At 67.4% G+C, this 18,477-nt stretch carries 23 protein-coding genes and 1 pseudogene; 16 read left to right on the top strand and 8 right to left on the bottom strand.

The window, feature by feature from the left end:
* The first annotated feature begins 33 nt into the window (after positions 1–33).
* From AVZ66_RS16605 to AVZ66_RS08435, 6 genes are all read left to right on the top strand, one after another.
* Complete coding sequence (locus AVZ66_RS16605) at positions 34–171, top strand: hypothetical protein (RefSeq protein ID WP_197407743.1); 138 nt, start codon at positions 34–36, stop codon at positions 169–171.
* A gap of 229 nt (positions 172–400) precedes the next feature.
* Positions 401–829: an HTH-type transcriptional regulator LrpA1 gene (lrpA1, locus tag AVZ66_RS08455; protein WP_058983645.1), complete on the top strand. Its 429-nt coding sequence runs from the start codon at positions 401–403 to the stop codon at positions 827–829.
* Positions 830–884: 55 nt separating this feature from the next.
* Positions 885–1,361 carry an SRPBCC family protein gene (locus tag AVZ66_RS08450; RefSeq protein ID WP_058983644.1) on the top strand — a complete coding sequence of 159 codons (477 nt, stop codon included), beginning with the start codon at positions 885–887 and terminating at the stop codon, positions 1,359–1,361.
* Between the two features lie 115 nt (positions 1,362–1,476).
* Complete coding sequence (locus AVZ66_RS08445; protein ID WP_058984687.1) at positions 1,477–2,334, top strand: DMT family transporter; 858 nt, start codon at positions 1,477–1,479, stop codon at positions 2,332–2,334.
* A gap of 102 nt (positions 2,335–2,436) precedes the next feature.
* Entirely contained in the window at positions 2,437–4,497 is a 2,061-nt protein-coding gene (locus tag AVZ66_RS08440; protein WP_058983643.1) for a bifunctional UDP-sugar hydrolase/5'-nucleotidase, read from the top strand.
* A 66-nt stretch (positions 4,498–4,563) separates the two neighbouring features.
* Positions 4,564–5,304, top strand: a complete 741-nt coding sequence (locus AVZ66_RS08435) for a DICT sensory domain-containing protein (RefSeq protein ID WP_058983642.1) — start codon at positions 4,564–4,566, stop codon at positions 5,302–5,304.
* Here AVZ66_RS08435 and AVZ66_RS08430 read toward each other — a convergent pair whose 3' ends face one another.
* From AVZ66_RS08430 to AVZ66_RS08420, 3 genes are all read right to left on the bottom strand, one after another.
* Positions 5,305–5,703 carry a thioesterase family protein gene (locus AVZ66_RS08430; protein ID WP_058983641.1) on the bottom strand — a complete coding sequence of 133 codons (399 nt, stop codon included), beginning with the start codon at positions 5,701–5,703 and terminating at the stop codon, positions 5,305–5,307.
* 52 nt (positions 5,704–5,755) lie between these two features.
* Complete coding sequence (locus AVZ66_RS08425; protein WP_058983639.1) at positions 5,756–7,555, bottom strand: DEAD/DEAH box helicase; 1,800 nt, start codon at positions 7,553–7,555, stop codon at positions 5,756–5,758.
* 345 nt (positions 7,556–7,900) lie between these two features.
* Complete coding sequence (locus AVZ66_RS08420) at positions 7,901–9,835, bottom strand: aldehyde ferredoxin oxidoreductase family protein (RefSeq protein ID WP_058983637.1); 1,935 nt, start codon at positions 9,833–9,835, stop codon at positions 7,901–7,903.
* Between the two features lie 173 nt (positions 9,836–10,008).
* On the opposite strand from AVZ66_RS08420, the gene AVZ66_RS08415 reads away from it, so the two are divergent.
* The 3 genes from AVZ66_RS08415 to AVZ66_RS08405 are packed head-to-tail and all read left to right on the top strand — an operon-like array spanning position 10,009 to position 10,939.
* Positions 10,009–10,395 (top strand): hypothetical protein, encoded by a 387-nt coding sequence (locus AVZ66_RS08415; RefSeq protein ID WP_058983635.1) that lies wholly within the window; start codon positions 10,009–10,011, stop codon positions 10,393–10,395.
* Positions 10,392–10,676: a ubiquitin-like small modifier protein 1 gene (locus AVZ66_RS08410; protein ID WP_058983633.1), complete on the top strand. Its 285-nt coding sequence runs from the start codon at positions 10,392–10,394 to the stop codon at positions 10,674–10,676. The genes AVZ66_RS08415 and AVZ66_RS08410 overlap by 4 nt, the downstream gene beginning before the upstream one ends.
* Entirely contained in the window at positions 10,673–10,939 is a 267-nt protein-coding gene (locus AVZ66_RS08405) for a hypothetical protein (RefSeq protein WP_058983631.1), read from the top strand. The genes AVZ66_RS08410 and AVZ66_RS08405 overlap by 4 nt, the downstream gene beginning before the upstream one ends.
* Here the strand turns inward: AVZ66_RS08405 and AVZ66_RS08400 are convergent.
* The gene (locus tag AVZ66_RS08400) at positions 10,936–11,295 is read right to left on the bottom strand and encodes a hypothetical protein (RefSeq protein ID WP_058983630.1); all 360 of its coding nucleotides are present in this window, start codon (positions 11,293–11,295) and stop codon (positions 10,936–10,938) included. The two genes, AVZ66_RS08405 and AVZ66_RS08400, sit on opposite strands and share 4 nt — an antisense overlap.
* 102 nt (positions 11,296–11,397) lie before the next feature.
* On the opposite strand from AVZ66_RS08400, the gene AVZ66_RS08395 reads away from it, so the two are divergent.
* Positions 11,398–11,793 carry a MoaD/ThiS family protein gene (locus tag AVZ66_RS08395; RefSeq protein WP_058983628.1) on the top strand — a complete coding sequence of 132 codons (396 nt, stop codon included), beginning with the start codon at positions 11,398–11,400 and terminating at the stop codon, positions 11,791–11,793.
* Here the strand turns inward: AVZ66_RS08395 and msrB are convergent.
* On the bottom strand, positions 11,790–12,218 hold the full coding sequence (msrB, locus tag AVZ66_RS08390; protein ID WP_058983626.1) for a peptide-methionine (R)-S-oxide reductase MsrB: 429 nt from the start codon (positions 12,216–12,218) through the stop codon (positions 11,790–11,792). The two genes, AVZ66_RS08395 and msrB, sit on opposite strands and share 4 nt — an antisense overlap.
* A 44-nt stretch (positions 12,219–12,262) precedes the next feature.
* Positions 12,263–12,898 (bottom strand): alpha/beta hydrolase, encoded by a 636-nt coding sequence (locus AVZ66_RS08385; RefSeq protein ID WP_058983624.1) that lies wholly within the window; start codon positions 12,896–12,898, stop codon positions 12,263–12,265.
* Between the two features lie 141 nt (positions 12,899–13,039).
* On the opposite strand from AVZ66_RS08385, the gene AVZ66_RS08380 reads away from it, so the two are divergent.
* Both AVZ66_RS08380 and AVZ66_RS08375 read left to right on the top strand, forming a co-directional pair.
* Positions 13,040–13,402, top strand: a complete 363-nt coding sequence (locus AVZ66_RS08380) for a helix-turn-helix domain-containing protein (protein ID WP_058983622.1) — start codon at positions 13,040–13,042, stop codon at positions 13,400–13,402.
* A gap of 202 nt (positions 13,403–13,604) precedes the next feature.
* Positions 13,605–13,988, top strand: coding sequence for a DUF5820 family protein (locus AVZ66_RS08375; protein WP_058983620.1), 384 nt, complete (start codon positions 13,605–13,607; stop codon positions 13,986–13,988).
* 12 nt (positions 13,989–14,000) lie between these two features.
* Here AVZ66_RS08375 and AVZ66_RS08370 read toward each other — a convergent pair whose 3' ends face one another.
* Positions 14,001–14,477, bottom strand: coding sequence for an AAA family ATPase (locus AVZ66_RS08370; RefSeq protein WP_082678816.1), 477 nt, complete (start codon positions 14,475–14,477; stop codon positions 14,001–14,003).
* Between the two features lie 454 nt (positions 14,478–14,931).
* Between AVZ66_RS08370 and AVZ66_RS08365 the strand changes: the two genes are divergently transcribed.
* Positions 14,932–15,378, top strand: a complete 447-nt coding sequence (locus AVZ66_RS08365; protein WP_058983617.1) for a UPF0179 family protein — start codon at positions 14,932–14,934, stop codon at positions 15,376–15,378.
* On the opposite strand, the gene AVZ66_RS08360 is transcribed toward AVZ66_RS08365, so the two are convergent.
* Positions 15,321–16,157, bottom strand: coding sequence for a succinylglutamate desuccinylase/aspartoacylase family protein (locus tag AVZ66_RS08360; RefSeq protein WP_058983615.1), 837 nt, complete (start codon positions 16,155–16,157; stop codon positions 15,321–15,323). The two genes, AVZ66_RS08365 and AVZ66_RS08360, sit on opposite strands and share 58 nt — an antisense overlap.
* Before the next feature lie 101 nt (positions 16,158–16,258).
* On the opposite strand from AVZ66_RS08360, the gene AVZ66_RS08355 reads away from it, so the two are divergent.
* From AVZ66_RS08355 to dgoD, 3 genes and pseudogenes are all read left to right on the top strand, one after another.
* Positions 16,259–16,741 (top strand): DUF309 domain-containing protein, encoded by a 483-nt coding sequence (locus tag AVZ66_RS08355; protein WP_058983613.1) that lies wholly within the window; start codon positions 16,259–16,261, stop codon positions 16,739–16,741.
* Positions 16,742–16,785: 44 nt separating this feature from the next.
* Positions 16,786–17,208 carry a DUF5684 domain-containing protein gene (locus AVZ66_RS08350; protein ID WP_058983611.1) on the top strand — a complete coding sequence of 141 codons (423 nt, stop codon included), beginning with the start codon at positions 16,786–16,788 and terminating at the stop codon, positions 17,206–17,208.
* Positions 17,209–17,262: 54 nt separating this feature from the next.
* Positions 17,263–18,407 (top strand): annotated as a pseudogene (gene dgoD, locus AVZ66_RS08345) (galactonate dehydratase).
* Positions 18,408–18,477 lie beyond the last annotated feature (70 nt).

The raw sequence follows: 18,477 nt of genomic DNA, 5'->3' as shown, positions 1-18,477 counted from the left end.
ATGCACATAAATGTGTGGCTTGTGTGTTACTATATGGTCGAAGTCCGAATCGAGTTCGATGACGAGGAACAGTATGAACGGCTAAAGGAACTAAAAAAGCACCGTGGGTTGACCTGGAAAGGGTTGCTCCTCGAAGGCGAGAAGAAAGTCAGAGAAGATACTCCAGAATAATCATCGAACGTAGATTGTGAAGGAGTATCGGATTTACGCCCGCCCCAAACGCCGGGAACTCTCTCTTTGAATCAGGTAGCGTTCCCCTGTGGATCGGTCTCGATTTTCTTTCACGCGCCACACGTCCGAGTAGCCGCCGGCTTCGGCGAGCGACCACGACGCTTCTCGCGGCCCCGACGCGACTTTCTCATTCGGAAGATATTTTTTCACAGCCACCAAACCGTGGGGTGTGAGTACCGAATCGACGGAAGACCGAATTCTCGCCGCGCTCGAGGAGGACGCGCAGGCGTCGTACGCCGACATCGCCGCTCGCGCGGACGTCTCGAAGCCGACGGTCCGGAAGTACATCGACAAACTCGAAGACGAAGGCGTCATCGTCGGCTACTCGGCGGACGTCGACCCGAAGAAGCTCTCGGGGCAGTCCATCGCGCTCGTGGGCATCGACGTGGCCTCCGAGCGGTACGTGGAGGCGACGCGTGACCTGAAGGCGTTGGACGCGGTCCACGCGCTGTACACGTCCAGCGGCGACCACATGCTGATGGCTGAAGTCCGGGCCGCCGACGGCGACGCGCTCGGCGACGTCATCAGCGACGAGATTCTCGGTATCGACGGCGTCACCGCCGCCCACCCCTCGTTCCTGCAGGAGCGACTCAAGTAACCGCAGTCGACGTGACCGCCGCTGGAGTTTTGCCGGCGCCCCGCCAATAGCGTGTATGGCGACCTTCGAGCGGGAGTTGCGGGTTCGCGCGCCGCTTGCCGACGTGTGGGCGTTCCACTCCACCATCGACGGACTGCGGTCGTTGACGCCGGGTTGGATGAACCTCCGCGTGGAGGAAATCGAGCATCCGGGTGACGGACCCGAGACGCACGTCTTGACGGCGGGAACGCGGATTCACGCGTCCGTGCGGCCGTTCGGCGTCGGGCCGCGGCAGACGTGGGTCTCGCACATCACCGCCCGCGAGGAGGACGAGGACACCGCGTACTTCGTGGACGTGATGGAGGAGGGGCCGTTCCCGGAGTGGGAGCACACGCACCTGTTCTACGCGGACGGCGACGAGACGCTGATTCGCGACCACGTCGAGTACAGCGCGCCGGTCGGCGGCGTCGGCGACGAACTCGCGGTGTTCGGACTCGCGCCGATGTTCTGGTACCGTCATCGGCGTACTCGCGACATCCTCGACGGGTCGTAGCACTCTCGGCGAGTCCGCGCTGCGGGCGCGACTCGCGGCGGACCGCGAGCGTAATTCCTTTTCGCGCGGCCGGCAACGTGCAGCCGTGAGCGCCGACGACCCCGTCGTACCGCCGATGGCCGCCGTCGCGGTCGCTGTCGCTGCGGTGAGCACAAGCGCTATCCTCGTGGAGCTCAGCGACGCGCCGCGCGTCTTGAAGGCGGGCTATCGGGTGTTGTTCACGACCGCGTTCGTCGCGCCGTTCGCGTTCCGACGCCGCCGCGAGTTCGCTGACATCCCCGGTGCGGACTGGCTGGTCGTGAGCGCAGCGGGCGTACTGTTGGCGGTCCACTTCGCGTCGTGGTTCGCGTCCATCGAGTTCACGAGCATCGCAGCGTCGACGACGCTCGTGCAGACGCAACCGGCGTTCGTCGCGGTGGGTGCGTGGCTGCTGTTGGACGAGCGCGTCGGCGCGCGCGTCGCCGGCGGCATCCTCGTCGCCATCGCGGGGTCCGTGCTGCTGTCGGCGGGTGACTTCCTCGGTGGCACAGCGGTCGGTGCGGCCCCGGGACTGGGGAACGCGCTCGCGGTCGTCGGTGCAGTCGCCGGCGCCGGGTACGTGCTCGCTGGGCGGTCGGTGCGTCAGCGACTCTCGCTGGCGCCGTACGTGTTCGCCGTCTACGGCGTCTGTACGGTCGTGTTGTTCGCCGTCGCGGTCGCGCTCGGACTGCCGCTCGTGGCGTACCCGGCCCACGAGTGGGTGCTGTTCATTGGGATGGCAGTCGGCCCAGGACTGCTCGGTCACACGGTCGTCAACTGGGCGCTGAAGTACGTCGAATCGAGCGTCGTCAGCGTCTCCCTGCTGGGTGAGCCGGTCGGGAGCACGCTGCTCGCGCTCGCTGTCTTCGGACAGGTGCCGGGCGCGTTCACTGTCGTGGGCGGCGTCGTCGTGCTCGCGGGCATCGCGGTCACGACGACGGGCAGAACCACCTGACATCCATAGACGTGCATAGTTCTCCCTAGATTCCGAGCGCCTTCGCGTGATTTGACCACGAACGAGTAATTTTTTGTGGGTGGTTTCGGATGGCTGACGTGCATGCGAAGCGTACACTCCGCGCTCGTGGTCTGTGTCCTGCTGGTGGCAGCGGCGGCCGCGCCGGCCGCAGCGGCCCCGGCGGACGCTTCGTCGCCGGCAGTCGACGCGCCCGCAGTCGGGAGCGTCGACGCCGAAGCGAACGCGACCCAGGACAACGGCACCACGGTCACGATTCTGTCGTACAACGACATCCAGACGGCGATTGCACAGAACGGCACGGTGCCGCAACTCGCGACGCTCGTCGAGCAGCGTCGCGCCGCCCACGACAACCCGACGGTGCTGCTCGGCGCTGGCGACCAGGTGAGCCCCAACTCCCTGTCGCCCATCTCCAAGTGGCGCACGCCCGTCGACGTGCTGAACGAACTCGACCCGGCCGCGGAGGTCATCGGGAACCACGACCTCGACTACGGCTTCGAGGCCGTCGGGAACTTCTCGGACGCCTCGGAGTTCCCGTGGCTGCTCGCGAACGTTGTCGACGCCGAGACTGGCGAGCCGGTCCCCGGCACCGAGCCGTACACGGTCGTCGAGAAGAACGGCGTCCGCGTCGGCGTTGTTGGCCTCGTCGACCAGAAAATCAAGTCCAAGACGGCGGTGGACTTCGCCAAACAGGGCTACGAGCTTCAGGACTACGCCGAGGTCGGCTCGGAGCACGCGACGGAACTGAAACAGGAGGAGAACGCCGACGTGGTCGTGGCGCTCGGACACTTCGGCGTCCCCGTCGCCGAGGAGTTCGCGAACAGCACCGACAACGTCGACGTGGTGTTGGTCGGTGACGACGAAATCAAGTACCCGCCACAGGAGACTGACGGCGTCGTCATCAGCGAGGCCGCGGGGCGCGCGGCGTACCTCGGCGAACTCAACCTCACCGTGCAGGACGGCGAGGTAACCGACTGGAACGGCCGCCTGATTCCGACGACGGAGAACGTCACCCACGACGAGAACGTCTCGCAGATCATCGAGGAAGCCCGCGGCGAACAGCTCTCGCGGGTCGCCGGTGAGACCGAGGTGCAACTGGACGCGCGGTTCTCCTCGAACTACCACGACGAGACGAACTTCGGGAATCTCATCACTGACGCGTTCCGCTGGAAGTCCGGCGCGGACGTCGCCATCACGAACGCGGGCGGCATCCGCTCGAACGGCCAGTACGGCCCCGGGAACCTCACCGCTGGCGACGTGTTCAGCGTGCTGCCGTTCAACAACCACCTCGTGACGATGGAGTTGACCGGCGCGCAACTGGAGCAGGTGCTCCAGAGTCAGGTCGTCACCGCCGAGAGCGAGACCGGCCAGCAGTACGACGCCGAGGCCCAACTCCAGGTGAGCGGCGTCACCTACGAGTGGCTCGGCCACGAGCGAACGGACGACCAGATTCGGTCCGCGTACGTGAACGGCGAGCCCCTCGAACAGGACGAGACGTACACGGTCACGGTGAACTCCTACATGGCGGGCTGGGACGGCTCCCCGCTCGCGAACGCGACCCGCACGAACGTCGACTACACGATGTACGGCGAGGTCGTCTACAACTACGTGGACGAGCAGGGAACCGTCTCGCCCGACGGTGAGAACCGCATTCGCCGCATCGACTACGAGACCGACGCGGGCAGCGTCGAACTCGACGGCGAGGGCGACGCCTCGGTGTCCTTCGAGAAGCCGACCGCCGAGAACGCCACGTCCGTCGACAGCGAGAGCTTCTACGCGCTGAACGCGGCGAACGAGCGCGTGAACGCGTCCGGCGCGTCCGTCGCGGACGGGACGGTCACGGTCACGTTCGCGGACAGCGACCTGCAGTCGCTGGCGGCGTCCGGCGACGTCGAAGTGTACGGCCAGTACAGCGTCGACGGCACCGATCGACCGTACTTCGAGTCCTCCGTGGTGAACGCGGAGGTCGACGCGAACGTCATCCAGCAGACGACGGCGGCGACGACCACGGCGCCCGCGACGACCGCGGCTGAGACGACCGCAGCGACGACTGGCGGCGAATCCGGCGGCACCTCGCCCGGATTCGGCCTCGGCGCGGCCGTCGTCGCCGCGCTCGGTGCAGCGCTGCTCGCACGCCGCGAGTAGTTCTCGGCGGGTGTCCCCGCCACGCGGATTTATAGGGTGCGCGCGACACGACACCTGTACGTAGTGATGGCTGACGACGCACCCCCGTTGCCGGACATCATCGACGGCGTCGACGAGCGCGCGCTCACGCTGACGCTGTACAACGTCGACGTGCCCCGCGGCGTGCTCTCGGACATCCAGTCGTACTTCGACGTGCAGTCGGTGAACCTGCGGCGCGCCGCCACCGACGACGGCATCCCGCGGAATTTTGTCGTGCTCCACGACGACAGCAAGTTCCTCGCGTCGTCGTCGCTGCAGTCGTTGTACCGAGTGGTTCGACCGGACTCACCGCTCATCGACGTCTCCGCCCCGGAGGAGATCGAGTACCCGGAGTTGTTCCGCCACATCGACCAGTCGATATTCACGGACTACGGCCGCGACCGGATGGTGGTCGCGTCCCGCGAAATCGAGTCCAGCGCCCACCAGCTCGGCGGGACGCTGCACGCGGGCTTCCAGCGGCTGTCGAACCTGCGGCCGCAGTACCGCCTCTACGAACGGCTCGCGGCCGCGGGCGTGGAGACGCACATCTACGGGCGGCCGAACTGGGACGTGCCGACCGACGCCCACGCGATTCACGCCTACGAGGACGACGAAATCACGGACACGTGGTTCGTCGTCTTGGACGCCGACCGCGACGAGGACAAGCGCGCGCTTCTCGCGGAGGAGCGCGAGGACGGCCAATTCCACGGCTTCTGGGCGTTCGACACGGACCTCGTCGACACGATTCTCGACCGACTGCGCGCGTTCCCCGAGACCGGGCCGGCGTAGTCAGCCGTCCACGGGTTCGAAGGACTCCCGCCACTCGTCCGGGACCGGCTGGCTCTCCCCGGTTTCGGGGTTGAGAGTGACCTGCACCGACTCGCCCTCGACGGCCACCGTATCGCCGTCGCGGACCTCGTAGGCCATCGTGAAACTCGACCCGCCGACGTCCGTGACGCCGATAGCGACCTCCACGCTGTCGGCGTACTCGACGGTCCGCCGGAAGTCCACGTCGAGGTGCGCGACAACCATCGAGATGTCGTCCATCGCGAGGCCGGCGTACTCCGAGAGGTACGCCACGCGGGCTTCCTCCATGTACGTCACGTAGACGGCGTTGTTGACGTGTCCGAGCGTGTCGTGGTCCTGGTAGCGCACATCGACGGTGGTCGCGAACGGGAACTCGGTCATCGTCGGCAGTGCGCCTGCCGGCGGCTTAACGACCGTGGTTGGGGCAGCCCACTCAGGCTTGTTCGCTGCCGGACTCCGTGACGCGAACGCCCTTCGCGGCGAGGTGGCGCATCCTGCTGCGGGCGTCGTCCTCCTCCTCGGTGCCGCGCGTCGCCAGCACGAACAACAGCGACTGGCCACCCGGCCGCATCGTACGGCCGGCGCGCTGAGCGCCCTGCCGTCGACTCCCACCGAGTCCCGACGCGACGACGGCGAGTTCGGCGTCCGGCAGGTCGATGCCCTCGTCGCCGATGCGGGAGACGACGAGCGTGTCCAGCGCGCCCGTGCGGAAGCGGTCGAACAGCGCCTCGCGTTCGGCGTGGCGGGTCTCGCCGTTGACGAACGGCGCGTCGATTGCGTCGGCGAGCCGTTCGCCCTGTTCGAGGTAGTCCACGAACACGAGCGCCTGCTTGTCGCCGTGCTGGTCGAGGAGGTGGCGGACTTCGTCGTCTTTCGCGGGGTTCTCGGCGGCGAGGCGGCGGCGCGTGTGCCCGCTCTCGGCGGCGTACTCGTAGCGGGCGTCCTCGTCGCGCCACGGCACGTACCGGATCTCCACCGTCGGCTCTGCGACGTAGCCCGCGTCGAAGAGGGCGTCCCAGTCGGTGCCGATGGGCGGCCCGACGAGCGTGTAGATGTCCTCCTCTTTGTCGTCCTCGCGGACGGGCGTCGCGGTGAGGCCGAGGCGGTGCTTGCTCTGGAGGTCCGCCGACCGGCGCGCCACCTCCGCTGGGATGTGATGGACTTCGTCGTAGACGACCAGCCCCCACTCGCGGTCGTCGAAGACGTGGCGGTGGCGGTCCATCCCCGCCGTCTGGTAGGTCGCGATAGTGACCGGCCGGACTTGCTTGCTGCCGCCGTGGTACTCTCCGATTTGGTCGGGTTCGAGGCTGGTGTGTGCGAGTAGTTCCTCGCGCCACTGCGCCGCGAGTTCGCGGCTCGGCACCAGAATCAGCGTCTCGCCGCCGACGGCTTCCAGCACGCCCATCGCGGCGACCGTCTTCCCCGACCCCGGCGGCCCGACGAGCACGCCCGAACTCGCGTCGACGAAGCGGTCCACCCAGTCCTGCTGGTAGTCCCGGAGTTCGAGGTGGAGGTCGACGTCCAGCGGCTCGCCGGATTCGAGGTCGCGCTCGTCCTGCACGGGGTAGCCGGCCTCGTAGAGCGTGCGCTTCAACTCCGCGACCTTGTTCTCGGCGACCCACGCCTCCGTGTCCGAGATGGGCGCGCGAATCACGTCGTCGGCGAGGTGCTGGTCGGCGACGTTCCCCAGCAGGCTCTCGGTCTTCGCTTCGAGGACGACGTAGCCGTCCTCGTGCGTCACGAGCCGGAAGCGCGTCGCGCGCGTCCACTGCTCTTCGACCCAGTCCTTCAATCCGGGGCAGTCCCGCGGGAGCACGCGGTCCATCGCCGCCAGCAAGTCGTCCAGACTCTCGAACGGCGCCGCCCACACGTCCTCCTCGCGGACGACGTACCGGTAGCTCCCTGTACGGGTGGTGTCAGCGAGGTGCGCGAACCGCGACAACTGGGCGCGCGTGAACTGCTCGGGCTGGTCGACGACTATCTCCCGGCGGTCCGGAAACGGCACGACGCGCTCGCGGTCCGTGAGTTCCAGCCAGTCCCGAGGATACCACACCACGGGGTCGTTCTCCACGTCCGCGCGCTCCACGTCCCCCGTCTCCGCGAGTTCCGCGAGCGCGTCGGCGGCCTCCGCCTGCGTGCAGTCCAGTTCTCGGGCGACCTGCGCGGCGGTCGCGACCGGGCGACCCACGGCTTCGAGCGCGTCGTGGAACGCCTCCTTGGAGATGTCAGTCACTGCAGCGTCGTAGGGCGCGCGCGGAAAAACGGGTTTCGGGTCTAGGTGTCGGAGCACGTCGGGCATTCGTTGTCTTCTCATACACCTGAAAGCCCTCGGCGTCCACGACTCGGGCGGCTCTCACGGCTCGCTACGCTCACCGTTCGAGAACGTCGAGGCCTCCCTTCGGTCGGCCTCGCACTCGCTGCGCCCTTCGCTCACTCCGTTCGCTGCAGTGCTTACTTCGCCGGCCTTCGTCCTGGACGCCTCGCCCTTTCAATCCGCCAGGCCCCTGCCGATTGTCGAGCGGGCGTCGCTACGCCGGCAAGTCGGACAGCAAAAGAACGTGGAACGTCGATTGGAGCGCTAGTCGTCCGCGGACGCTGCGCCGCTCGACGAGACGCCCGTGCCGGGGCCGAGGTCGATGCCGAGTTCGTCGAGTTTCTCGTCGGGCACGACGCCGTCCACCCAGCCGCGGTCCCGGTAGTACTCGTCTTTCATCGCGTCCAGTTCGCAGAGTTCGCCCTCGATGCCGCCGCCCGCGGGCACCGCGTCTTCGGCGCCCTTCACGAAGCGGTCCGGGAGCGTGTCGTCGTCGCCGTCGAAGCCGGCGAGGTTGTTGTAGTAGCGTTCGAGGTTGTAGATGCGCTCGCCCGCTTCCAGCAGTTCCTCCTCGCCGACGTCGCGGCCGGTCATGCCGTTGTACTGGTCGATGTACTCCTGGACGCCCTCCGCGAACGCGTTGAACTTGCAGATGTCGAACGAGTCCGAGATGGCGTGGAGGTCTTGGAACGTCGCGGTGAGTTCGCCTTTGCCCTCCCAGTCGGTGGGGTCGACTTTCTCCGGGACGCCGAGAATCTCGGCGGCGGGCGTGTACCCGCGGAGGTGGCAGCCGCCGCGGTTTGACGTCGCGTACCCGATGCCCATGCCTTTCAGGCCGCGCGGGTCGTAGGCGGCGATGGCCTGCCCCTTCACGTCGAGGCGGCAGTCGTGGGCGCCGAGTTCCTCGGCGGCGCGCTTCTGCCCGTCCGCGAGGGTGTCCGCGAGGTGAGTCTCGCGCTCGCCGATCTTCTCGATCATCTCGGTCATCGCGTCGGTGTCGCCCCAGTCGATGCCCTCGCCGTCGTCGATGTAGCCCTTCTCGGTGGCTTCCATCGCGAACGCGAGGAGGTTCCCGGTCTCGATGCTGTCGATGCCGATGTCGTTACACCGGTCCATCATGACCGCGATGAGGTCGCGGTCGTCGTTCATGGAGTTCGGGCCGAGCGCCCACGCGGGCTCGTACTCGTAGGACTCCATGCGGACGTTGAGGTCCTCGCCCTTGTGGTGGACGTCGACCTCGACTTCCTTCTTACACGCCACGGGACAGGAGTGACACGTCGGGTCGTCGACGAGGATGTTCTCCTCGACGTTCTCCCCGGAGACCTTCTCGGAGTCGATATTCGGTTCGTCGGGCTCGGCTGTCGCCTCGGAGGTCGTGGAGGTGAACCGGCCGTTCCGGGTCGGGAGGCCCTCCATCTCCTCGGTGAGGTTCATCAGGACGTTCGTCCCGTAGACGGAGAGGCCGCCCTCGTTGGGCGCGGTGACGTCGGACTCCTGAATCGCCTGCATGGCGGCCTTGTGGCCCTCCATGAACGTCTCGCGGTCGGCGGGTTTGGGCATGTCGGTGCCGGACTTGACGACGACCGCCTTGAGGTTCTTCGAGCCCATGACGGCGCCGGTGCCGCCGCGGCCGGAGGCACGGTCGTCCTCGTTGATGATGCAGCCGAAGCGCACCTCGTTCTCGCCGCCCGGCCCGATGGCCATTGTGGAGAGGTTCTTGCCGTACGAGCCCTCAACTTCCTCTTCGAGGGTGTCGATGGTGGCGTGGATTCCCTCGCCCCAGAGGTGGCTGGCGTCGCGGAGTTCGAGTTCGCCGTCCTCGACGACGGCGTAGACGGGGTCGTCGGCTTTCCCCTCGAAGAGGAGGCCGTCGAAGCCCGCCCACTTGAGGCGCGCGCCGCTCCACCCGCCGTGGTGGGAGTCGGTCACGGTGTCCGTCAGCGGGGACTTCGTGACGACGGCGATGCGGCCGCTCATCGGGGTCTGGGTGCCCGTCAGCGGCCCGGTCATGAACGTGAGGAGGTTGTCCTCGGAGAGCGGCTCGACGTCGGGGCCGTTCTCGAAGACGTACTTCACGCCGAGGCCGCGCCCGCCGATGTAGTTGCGGGCGTCCGCCTCGTCGATACTCTCGTACTCGACGTCGCCCGCGCTGAGGTCGACGCGAGCGAGTTTGTCCTTGTACCCACCTTGGTCAGTCATAGTTAGTGCTCTTTCGTTACATACGGACCGTGGCGGCATAGTAATTCCCACGCGACCGTAACCGATACCGGTTACAATTGCCACCCCCACCCGACCGCCGTCCCCGACTCCGGATTCCGGCGGACGTCGGGCCCAGCGGGGGATTTATGCTCGTCGACGCGCCACGACGAAGCATGGAAACGGTGTCACTCGGCGTTCCGGAACCGATTCTCGACACACTCCCCGCCGACAGCGAGGACACGGCCAAGGACATGCAGCAGGCCGTCGCTGGCTGGGAGCGCCGCATCAACGACGCCATCGAGGCAGCCGACACCGACGAGGAAGCGGTGTCGTACGTCGTGGACGCCGTCGAACGACTGGAGTCGCGACTGGAGCGCTTCGACGAGTTCGTCCCGGAACTGCGCGCGTGGGGCCAGTCGCCCATCTACGCCATCGCGTGGCGGAACCTCTACGCGGAACTGGTCGCCCAGATTTACGACCACGAGGAACTCGGCGCGGCGCTGGACCGCGAGCGCAACCAGCGTCTCGTCGAGGACGGCATCCGGTTCGGGAACGCATGAACGTCGAACTCCGCTTCTTCGCGACGTTCCGGCAGGCAGTCGGTCAGAAGGTCGTCGAGCGCGAGTACGACGAGGGGACGACTGTCGGCGAGGTGCTGCGCGGACTCGAAGCCGAGTACGAGGGTCTCGACGGACAACTCGTGGAGGACGACGACCTCCGCCCGCACATCAACGTCCTGAAGAGCGGCCGGGAGGTGCTCCACCTCGACGGCATGGCGACGGAACTGGAGGACGGCGACCAGTTGAGCATCTTCCCGCCGGTCGCAGGTGGGAACAGATGAGAGAGGAGCGGGAATTCCGCGGTATCTCCGTGCGCCTCGCGCGGAACTATCTGGAGAGTCTGGGCGGCAGCGCCGTCGACGACCACACCGTCGAAGCCGACGGCTGGCGCGCGGAGCTGTCCGCGGAGAAGGTCGCCATCGGGCCGTCGCTGGAACTCACGGAGGTCACGGTCGCCTTCGAGGCCGACGAGGCGTTCGGCGACGACGCCTTCGACGAGATAATCGAGGACTTCCGCCGGAAGGCGATGCGCGCGGGCGGCTAGGGGCCGACGGTTTCGAGGCTGTCGACGAGGCGCTGGGAGAACTCGACTTCGGTGAGGTCGCCGTCCGCGAGCGCGACGAACCACGATTCTTCGGCCCGCCAACTGCCCAGCGGTTCGTCGTCGAGGTCCGTGACCGTCGCCTCGACGCTGCGCACGGGCCAGTCCCGCTGGTCGAACAGTTTCCGGAAGTCGTTGACGACGTCGCCGACCTGCTGGTGGGGAATCTCGCCGTTCGCGTCGGCGGCGGCGGACTGGTAGGTGAGGTGGTAGGTGTCGTCGTCGACGGCGACCTCGCGGAGGTAGCAGCCGTGGTTCGTGAGTCGCGATTCGAGCGCGAACTCGCGGTCCTCGTCCATCGACTACGGTGTCGCCCGCGAGCAGCATAGGCGTTTTCCAGTCGCTCGGGCGCGAACACGTTCGGGACCGAGATTACGCAGCGGGACCTCGAAAATCTCTGTATGAGCGTTCAGCATGGCGGCAAAGCCGAGACTGCGACGACCACCGTGGAGGTCGGCGCGACCGGCCACGTCCGCCGCGAACTCGGCGAGCACACCTTCGAGTTCACGTTCGAGGGCGACACCCTCGGGGAGTTCCTCGACGCGTTCTTCGAGGAGTACGGCCTCGAAGAGATGCTGCTCGCGGAGAGCGAGGAAGAGGAGACGGCGGCGACGTGGGTGAACTACCCCGGCGACCCGCCGGGCCGCTGGGAGCGCAACCCCGAGGGCGAGCGCACGCGAGCGTACGCCCGAGTGCTCGTGAACGGCCGATTCAACGAACTGCTCGACGGGTTCTCCACTGAACTTGAAGCGGGCGACCGCGTCGCGCTCACGTACCCGTTCTCGTACTGCTTCTAGTCCTCGGCCTCGAAGTCGAGCGCGGCGGAGTTGATGCAGAAGCGCTCGCCGGTCGGCTCCGGGCCGTCCTCGAAGACGTGGCCGAGGTGGCCGCCGCAGGTCGCGCAGACGACTTCCGTGCGCACCATGCCGTTGCTGTGGTCGGGCCGGCGCTCGACGGCGTCGCTGTCGGCGGCGTCCCAGAAGCTCGGCCACCCGCAGTGCGCGTCGAACTTCGTGTCCGCGTCGAACAGCACCTCGCCGCAGCCCGCACACCGGTACGTGCCGTCGTCGTCGCGGTCGACGTGCTCGCCCGAGTAGGGGCGCTCGGTGCCCGCTTCGCGCAGCACCTCGTACTCCTCGTCGGTGAGTCGCTCGCGCCACTCCTCGTCGCTCTCGGGGACATCACGGGTGTCCGCGCCGTCGGTCTCGGGGCTGTCACTCATGGATTCGGATAGGTGCCGACGGCGGGTAAACGTACAGGTCGCGCCTAGAGGTCGCCGAGGATGTCGGCGGCGTGGTCGAGTTCGTCCTCGTTGACGGTGTGTCCCATCCCCTCGTAGATGCGCTCGGTGACATCGGCGTGCATCGACTCGAAGACGTCGCGGGTCTCGTGGACGCGGGACTCGGGAATGTGGGGGTCGCGGTCGCTACAACCGAGGAAAATCGGGGTGCCGTCGAGGTCGCCGTCGTGGTCGTGCGTGGTGCCCTCGGGGCCGTGGAGGCCGCCCGAGAACGCGACGAAGCCGCCGTACTCGCGGGGGTTCCGCCCGAGGAACTCACTTCCCAGACACGCGCCCTGCGAGAATCCGAGGAGCGCGACGTTCTCTGCGGGGACGTGCTCGGTGACGTCGTCGAAGACGTCGTTGACGAGGCCGAGCGCGGAACTGAACCACGGCTCGTTCTCCTCGGTCGGTTCGAGGAAACTGTTCGGGTACCACGTCGCGCGGGCTGCCTGCGGCGCGACGAACGCGGTGCCCTCGCTGGGGAGGTCGTCGGCGAACCCGAGCATCCCGCTCGCGCGAGCGCCGCGGCCGTGCAGGAGAATCACGGCGCGCTCGGCGTCTTCGAGGTCGGGGCCGCGGTGTTCGACCGGCTGTCCGGCGTGGGGGTCGGCGTCGCTCATGCCACTGGGTAGGCCACGCACACGTAAACCGTTGGGCTAACCCCGGAGCTATCCGGTGACGGCGGCGTCACCAGTGCAGTGTCACTCCGATACCTGATTCCAGTCGGAACCACTATGGGTGCCGGCCGCCTACGCGGTGACATGGCAGACGAGCGATACAGCGAGGAGGCCTGCAGCGTCATCGACTCGCTGGAACAGATCGGCTCCCAGTGGCGACTCATCGTGCTCCACGACCTCCAAGAGGGCGAGAAGCGGTTCAACGAACTCAAGCGCTCCACGGACGCCAGTTCGCGGACGCTCTCGCGCGTCCTCGACGACCTCCAAGAGATGGGGTTCGTCAACCGACGCCTCGAAGAGGAGTCCCCGGTGGCGACGTACTACTCGCTGACCGCGAAAGGCGAGTCCCTGTTCCCGGTGTTCGACGCCATCGAGGAGTGGGCCGAGGAGTGGCTCGGCGACGACGCCGACAGCGTCGATGCCGCCGCCACGCTCGCCGACAGCTGAACGGATAGGCCGGGGTGCGGAGTGAAAGTGGAACGAGCCGCGCTGCGCGGCTACCCTCTCGATAACGCACGCTTCTGCTGCTGACTCCCCGCTATACTTCGAGGGAGTTCGCGTTTCACTTTCACCGCCAGCGGGCGCGAGCGGTCGCCGCGCGTCTACCCCGAACCGGCAGACCTTACGGCGCTCGCGGGATAGCACGCTCATGACCGCGTTCGACGACCTCCCCGAGGGCTGGCGGGTGTGGAACGACGACGAGGACGGCGCGATTCTCGTCTACCGGCCCGATGTCTTCGACACCCAGCAATTCCCCGCGCCCTGTCTCCCGACGATTCGCGTCGCGCGCCGCCCGCCCACGGAACGCAAGCGCCGCTCGCACTCCGCACCCGACAGTTGGTTCGTTTCCCTCCGCCTCGAACCCGAGGTCCGCCTCAAGGACGCCGACGCGCGCTTCGACGACCGCGAAGCCGCCGACACCGGCGCGGTCGACCTCGCTGTCCGCTTCGACGCGGGCGACGTCGACTACCGCGGTGCCTACCAGCTCCCCCGCGACGACTACCTCGACGAACTCGACGAACTCACGGGCTGACCGCCGCTACTCCTATTCTCGGGTGTGTTCCACATCGACTGTCTCTGCCTCGCGGAGCCATTCCTGCACGTGCTCGTACGCGAGGTCGACGGCGGTCTCCACGCGCAGGATGTCGGTGTCGACGGTGAAGTCCGCGTCGGGCCAGTCGAACTCGTCGTAAATCGTCTTCACCGCGCGGTCCGAGACGCCGTCGCGCTCGTAGTTCCGCCGGATACAGGTGTCCCGGTCCGCGGTCACGAGCACCACGTAGACGTCCGGGAACTCCCGGATTCGCGCCTGCCACTTCGCCTTGTAGAACGTCCCGTCGAGCAGCCAGTTCGCTTCGGGAGCGTCAGCAACGCGCTCGAACAAGTGGTCGTACACTGGCGTCGCGAGGTCGTCCGTATGCACGACCCGGAAGTCGTAGCCGTCGGCTTCGAGCCGCCGATTCAGGCCCAGCGCGACCGTGGTCTTCCCCGCGCCCGGCGGCCCACACACGACCAGTATCACACCTATGCTGTCGGTGCTCGGTCGGGTAGATGTTCGGGCTAGGTCTGGTGTTCGTACGAGTGTTCGCACGAGTGGTCGACAACACCACCTCGAAAGCCCCGACTGGCTTCGGTCGCGCGGCTCGCTGCGCCCTTCACTCACTCCGTTCGCTGCAGTGCTTACGTCGCCGTGCTTCCCGAAGCCAGTCGCCCCTTTCAGTCCACCCAACTACCGGCTGACCAACCGGCTACGGGCGGATTGAAAGGGGCGGGTCGCTCGGCGAAGTACGCCGAAGTAAGCACCGAGAGAGCGAAGCGAACGAGGCGCGCAGCGAGGCGCACGAGCCGAGCGATCCGGGGCTTTCGAGGTGGTGTTCTAGACTGCTACCGCGTAACGCCGAGAACCAAAATCGTGCTCGAGAAGAAGCCGTCCTGCTGGCGAGGGGCTTAACCACGCGCGAGCCGAATCCCCGACCATGTCTATCACGCTGCTCGGGTCGCGGCTGGCGGAGCCGGGCACCGAGTTCGTCTACCGCGGGGAGTCGTCGGCCTGCGAGGGGTGTCCGTACCGGAAGCAGTGCCTGACGCTCGAAGAGGGCGTCCGCTACGAGGTCAGCGAGGTCCGGGAGGGCGGACAGGTGCTGGACTGCGCGGTCCACGACGAGGGCGTGGTCGCGGTGGACGTGGAGCCGGCGTCCGTGAAAGCGAACGTGCCGTCGAAGGGCGCGTACGCGGGGAGCAAGGGGAAGCTAGCGGGGGCGTGCCCGCACACGGAGTGCCCGAGCCACGAGTACTGTGAGCCGGCGGGCGCGGCGTTCGACGAGGAGTACCAGATTCAGGAGATTCTCGGGGACCCGCCCCACGACTACTGCGCGCTGGACAGGGAGTTGACGCTCGTGGAGTTCGCGCCGTCCGAGGACTGACCGACGGTGCCGCGATGTTGGCCGCGGTAGCCGAACTGGCTCGCGTAGCCGTACGGCGACAACAGCACCGGGAAGAAGGGGTCGTCGGCGACGAGTTCGTGGCCGTCGGCGGCAGCGAACGTCTCGCCGCGCTCGACGCGCTCGAAGTTCTCGACGAACACCTCGTACTCGTCGGCCGGCGGTTTGGGAATCGACTCGCCCATCTCGAAGACCGGAATCTCTCGCTCGACGGCGCTGCCGGGAAGCGCGCCGACCGCGGTGAGGAACTCGCGGGCGAGGCGGAACGCGTTCTCCGCGGCCGTCTCGGTGCCCTGCAGGCCGGCTTCGGCTTCGATGATGTCCGCGTCCGACGCGAACAGTCGACCTTCGCCGAAGCCCTGCGTGTCGACGGTCGCGACTATGGGGAGTCGCGGGACGATGTCCGGAATCGCGCCGTCGAAGCCCGCGGTGATGGCGAACGGGTCGGCGTGGGACTGCGTGGAGTGCAACGAGAGCACTGTACAGCCCCGGATTTCGTCGGCGAGGCGGTGGGCGAGTTCGACCTCGTGGGCGTCCGCGGGGACGTCCTCGCCGAACGAGCGATTGAGGTCGGCGTCGATGTAGCGGACGTTCTCCTCGAGCGCGCGCTCGTTCGCGACGACGAGTTTCACCGGTTCGAGCACGTCGGGGTCGGCGTCGAGGAGGCGTTCGACGGCCCGGGCGCCACAGGGCTCGTCGCCGTGGACGCTGCCGACGACCGCCAGTTCGGGCTCCCCGTCGCCTAGCTGTTCGACTCGCATCGTCACCTCATAGCGGACGCGGACGCATAGGGGTTGTCGTTGCGGCTATCGCGGCGGACGCACCGACGGGATTACGGCCCACCGGGCCGAACCCGAGCGTGATGGACGACCACACCCGCGACCCGGGCGTCGCGCCGCCGTTGGGGAACCCGACCGGCTGGCTCGCGGACCGACGGGTGTGGGAGCACGCGACGCTGCGGCGCGCGACCGAACACGGCGTCCGCCTCTACAACAGCGACGAGTTCCACGAGTCCCACGACTGCTTCGAGGACGAGTGGTACAACTACGGCAACGGCACCACGGAGTCGGCGTTCCTCCACGGGATGGTGCAGGTGGCGGCGGGCGCGTACAAGCACTACGACTTCCGCGACGACGACGGAATGCGCAGCCTCTTCGAGACGTCGCTGCAGTACCTCGACGGCGTGCCCGGGGACTACTACGGGGTGGACGTCGACGACGTGCGAACGACGCTACGCGCGGCCCTCGACGACCCGACCGTCCTCGACGGTTGGGGCATCCGTATCGACGACGCCGCGCCGACCGCGTATCCGGCGGACTACGAGTACGTCGAGCAGTTGGAGTGACGTTCCGGAGTTTTTTACCACCGTAGGGTGGTAGTAGGCTTGGAATGACATTCGATAGCTTCCTGTTGCCCCTCCAGTCGAGCGCCGGGGACGCCATCGGCGGCCTCTTCGCCTTGCTCTTCGCGCTGGTCGTGTTGGTCGCCGTCGTCGGCGGCACGTGGATGACGTTCTCGAAGGCCGGGGAACCCGGCTGGGCCGCGATTATCCCGATATACAACCTCTACGTGATGCTCAAAATCGGCGGCAACGAGTGGTGGTGGCTGCTGTTGTTCCTCGTCCCCATCGTCAACATCTTCGTGGCCGTGAAGATGTTCGTCGACATCGCGAGGTCGTTCGGCTTCGGCGTCCTGTTCGGCATCGGCCTGTGGCTGCTGCCGGTCGTCTTCTTCCCGGTGCTGGGCTTCGGCGACTACGAGTACCACGGTCCGGGCGGACGCGGTCCCGGCGCGAGCGGCCAGCTCAACTGACCACCCGCGAGCCGACCGGAACCACTAACGGGCGGCCAGTCAGTGCTTGCCGTAATGCGAATCACTGACTACGAGCTGTTCCACGCCGCCCCGCGGTGGCTGTTCTTGAAGGTCACGACCAGCGACGGCACCGTCGGCTGGGGGAGCCGGTCGTGGAGGGGCGCGCGAAGACCGTCGAGGCGGCGGTCGAGGAGCTGTTCGAGAGCTACCTGCTCGGCGAGGACCCGACCCGCATCGAGGACCACTGGCAGGCGATGTACCGCGGCAGCTTCTACCGCGGCGGTCCCGTGCTGATGTCTGCCATCGCCGGCATCGACCAGGCGCTGTGGGACATCAAGGGGCAGACACTCGGCGCGCCCGTCTACGAACTGCTCGGCGGGCCGGCGCGGGACCGGATTCGCGTCTATCAGTGGATTGGCGGCGACCGACCGGACGACGTCGGCGAGGCCGCTGCGGAGAAAGTCGACGCGGGGTTCACGGCGCTGAAGATGAACGCTACCCCCGAGATGCGCCGCGTCGACAACCCGAAAGCCGTCGACGAGGCCGTCGATCGAATCGCCGCGGTGCGCGAGGCGGTCGGCGACGAGGTGGACATCGGCGTGGACTTCCACGGGCGCGTCTCGAAGCCGATGGCCAAACGACTGGTCGCCGCGCTCGAACCGTACGACCCGTTCTTCGTGGAGGAGCCGGTGCTCCCCGAGCACAACGACGCGCTCCCGGAGATTGCGGCGAAGACGACGACGCCCATCGCGACCGGCGAGCGGATGTACTCGCGGTGGGACTTCAAGGAGGTCTTCGAGCAGGGGAGCGTGGACGTGATTCAGCCGGACCTCTCGCACGCCGGCGGCATCACCGAGGTGAACAAGATCGCGTCGATGGCCGAGGCCTACGACGTGGCGCTGGCGCCGCACTGCCCGCTCGGGCCGGTGGCGCTGGCGTCGTGCGTGCAGGTCGACGCCGCCGCGCCGAACGCGCTGATTCAGGAGCAGAGCCTCGACATCCACTACAACGAGGGCAGCGACGTGCTGGACTACCTCGACGACCCGTCCGTCTTCGAGTACGAGGACGGCTACGTGGAACTTCCCGAGGGGCCGGGGCTGGGCATCGACGTGGACGAGGCGGCGATTCGCGCGGCCGACGAGCCCGACTGGCACAACCCGATTTGGCGCCACGAGGACGGCGGCGTCGCGGAGTGGTGAGGGCGGCCGACGCGTTCCCCGCCTGCAGCGAGTAGTCGCTACAGGTCCCGCTCCTTTCGGTGTGTTTATG

This window comes from Halobacterium sp. CBA1132 (genome assembly GCF_001485535.1).
In the GTDB taxonomy this organism is placed as follows: Archaea; Halobacteriota; Halobacteria; order Halobacteriales; family Halobacteriaceae; genus Halobacterium.
This window is presented reverse-complemented; position numbering and strand designations above follow the sequence as displayed.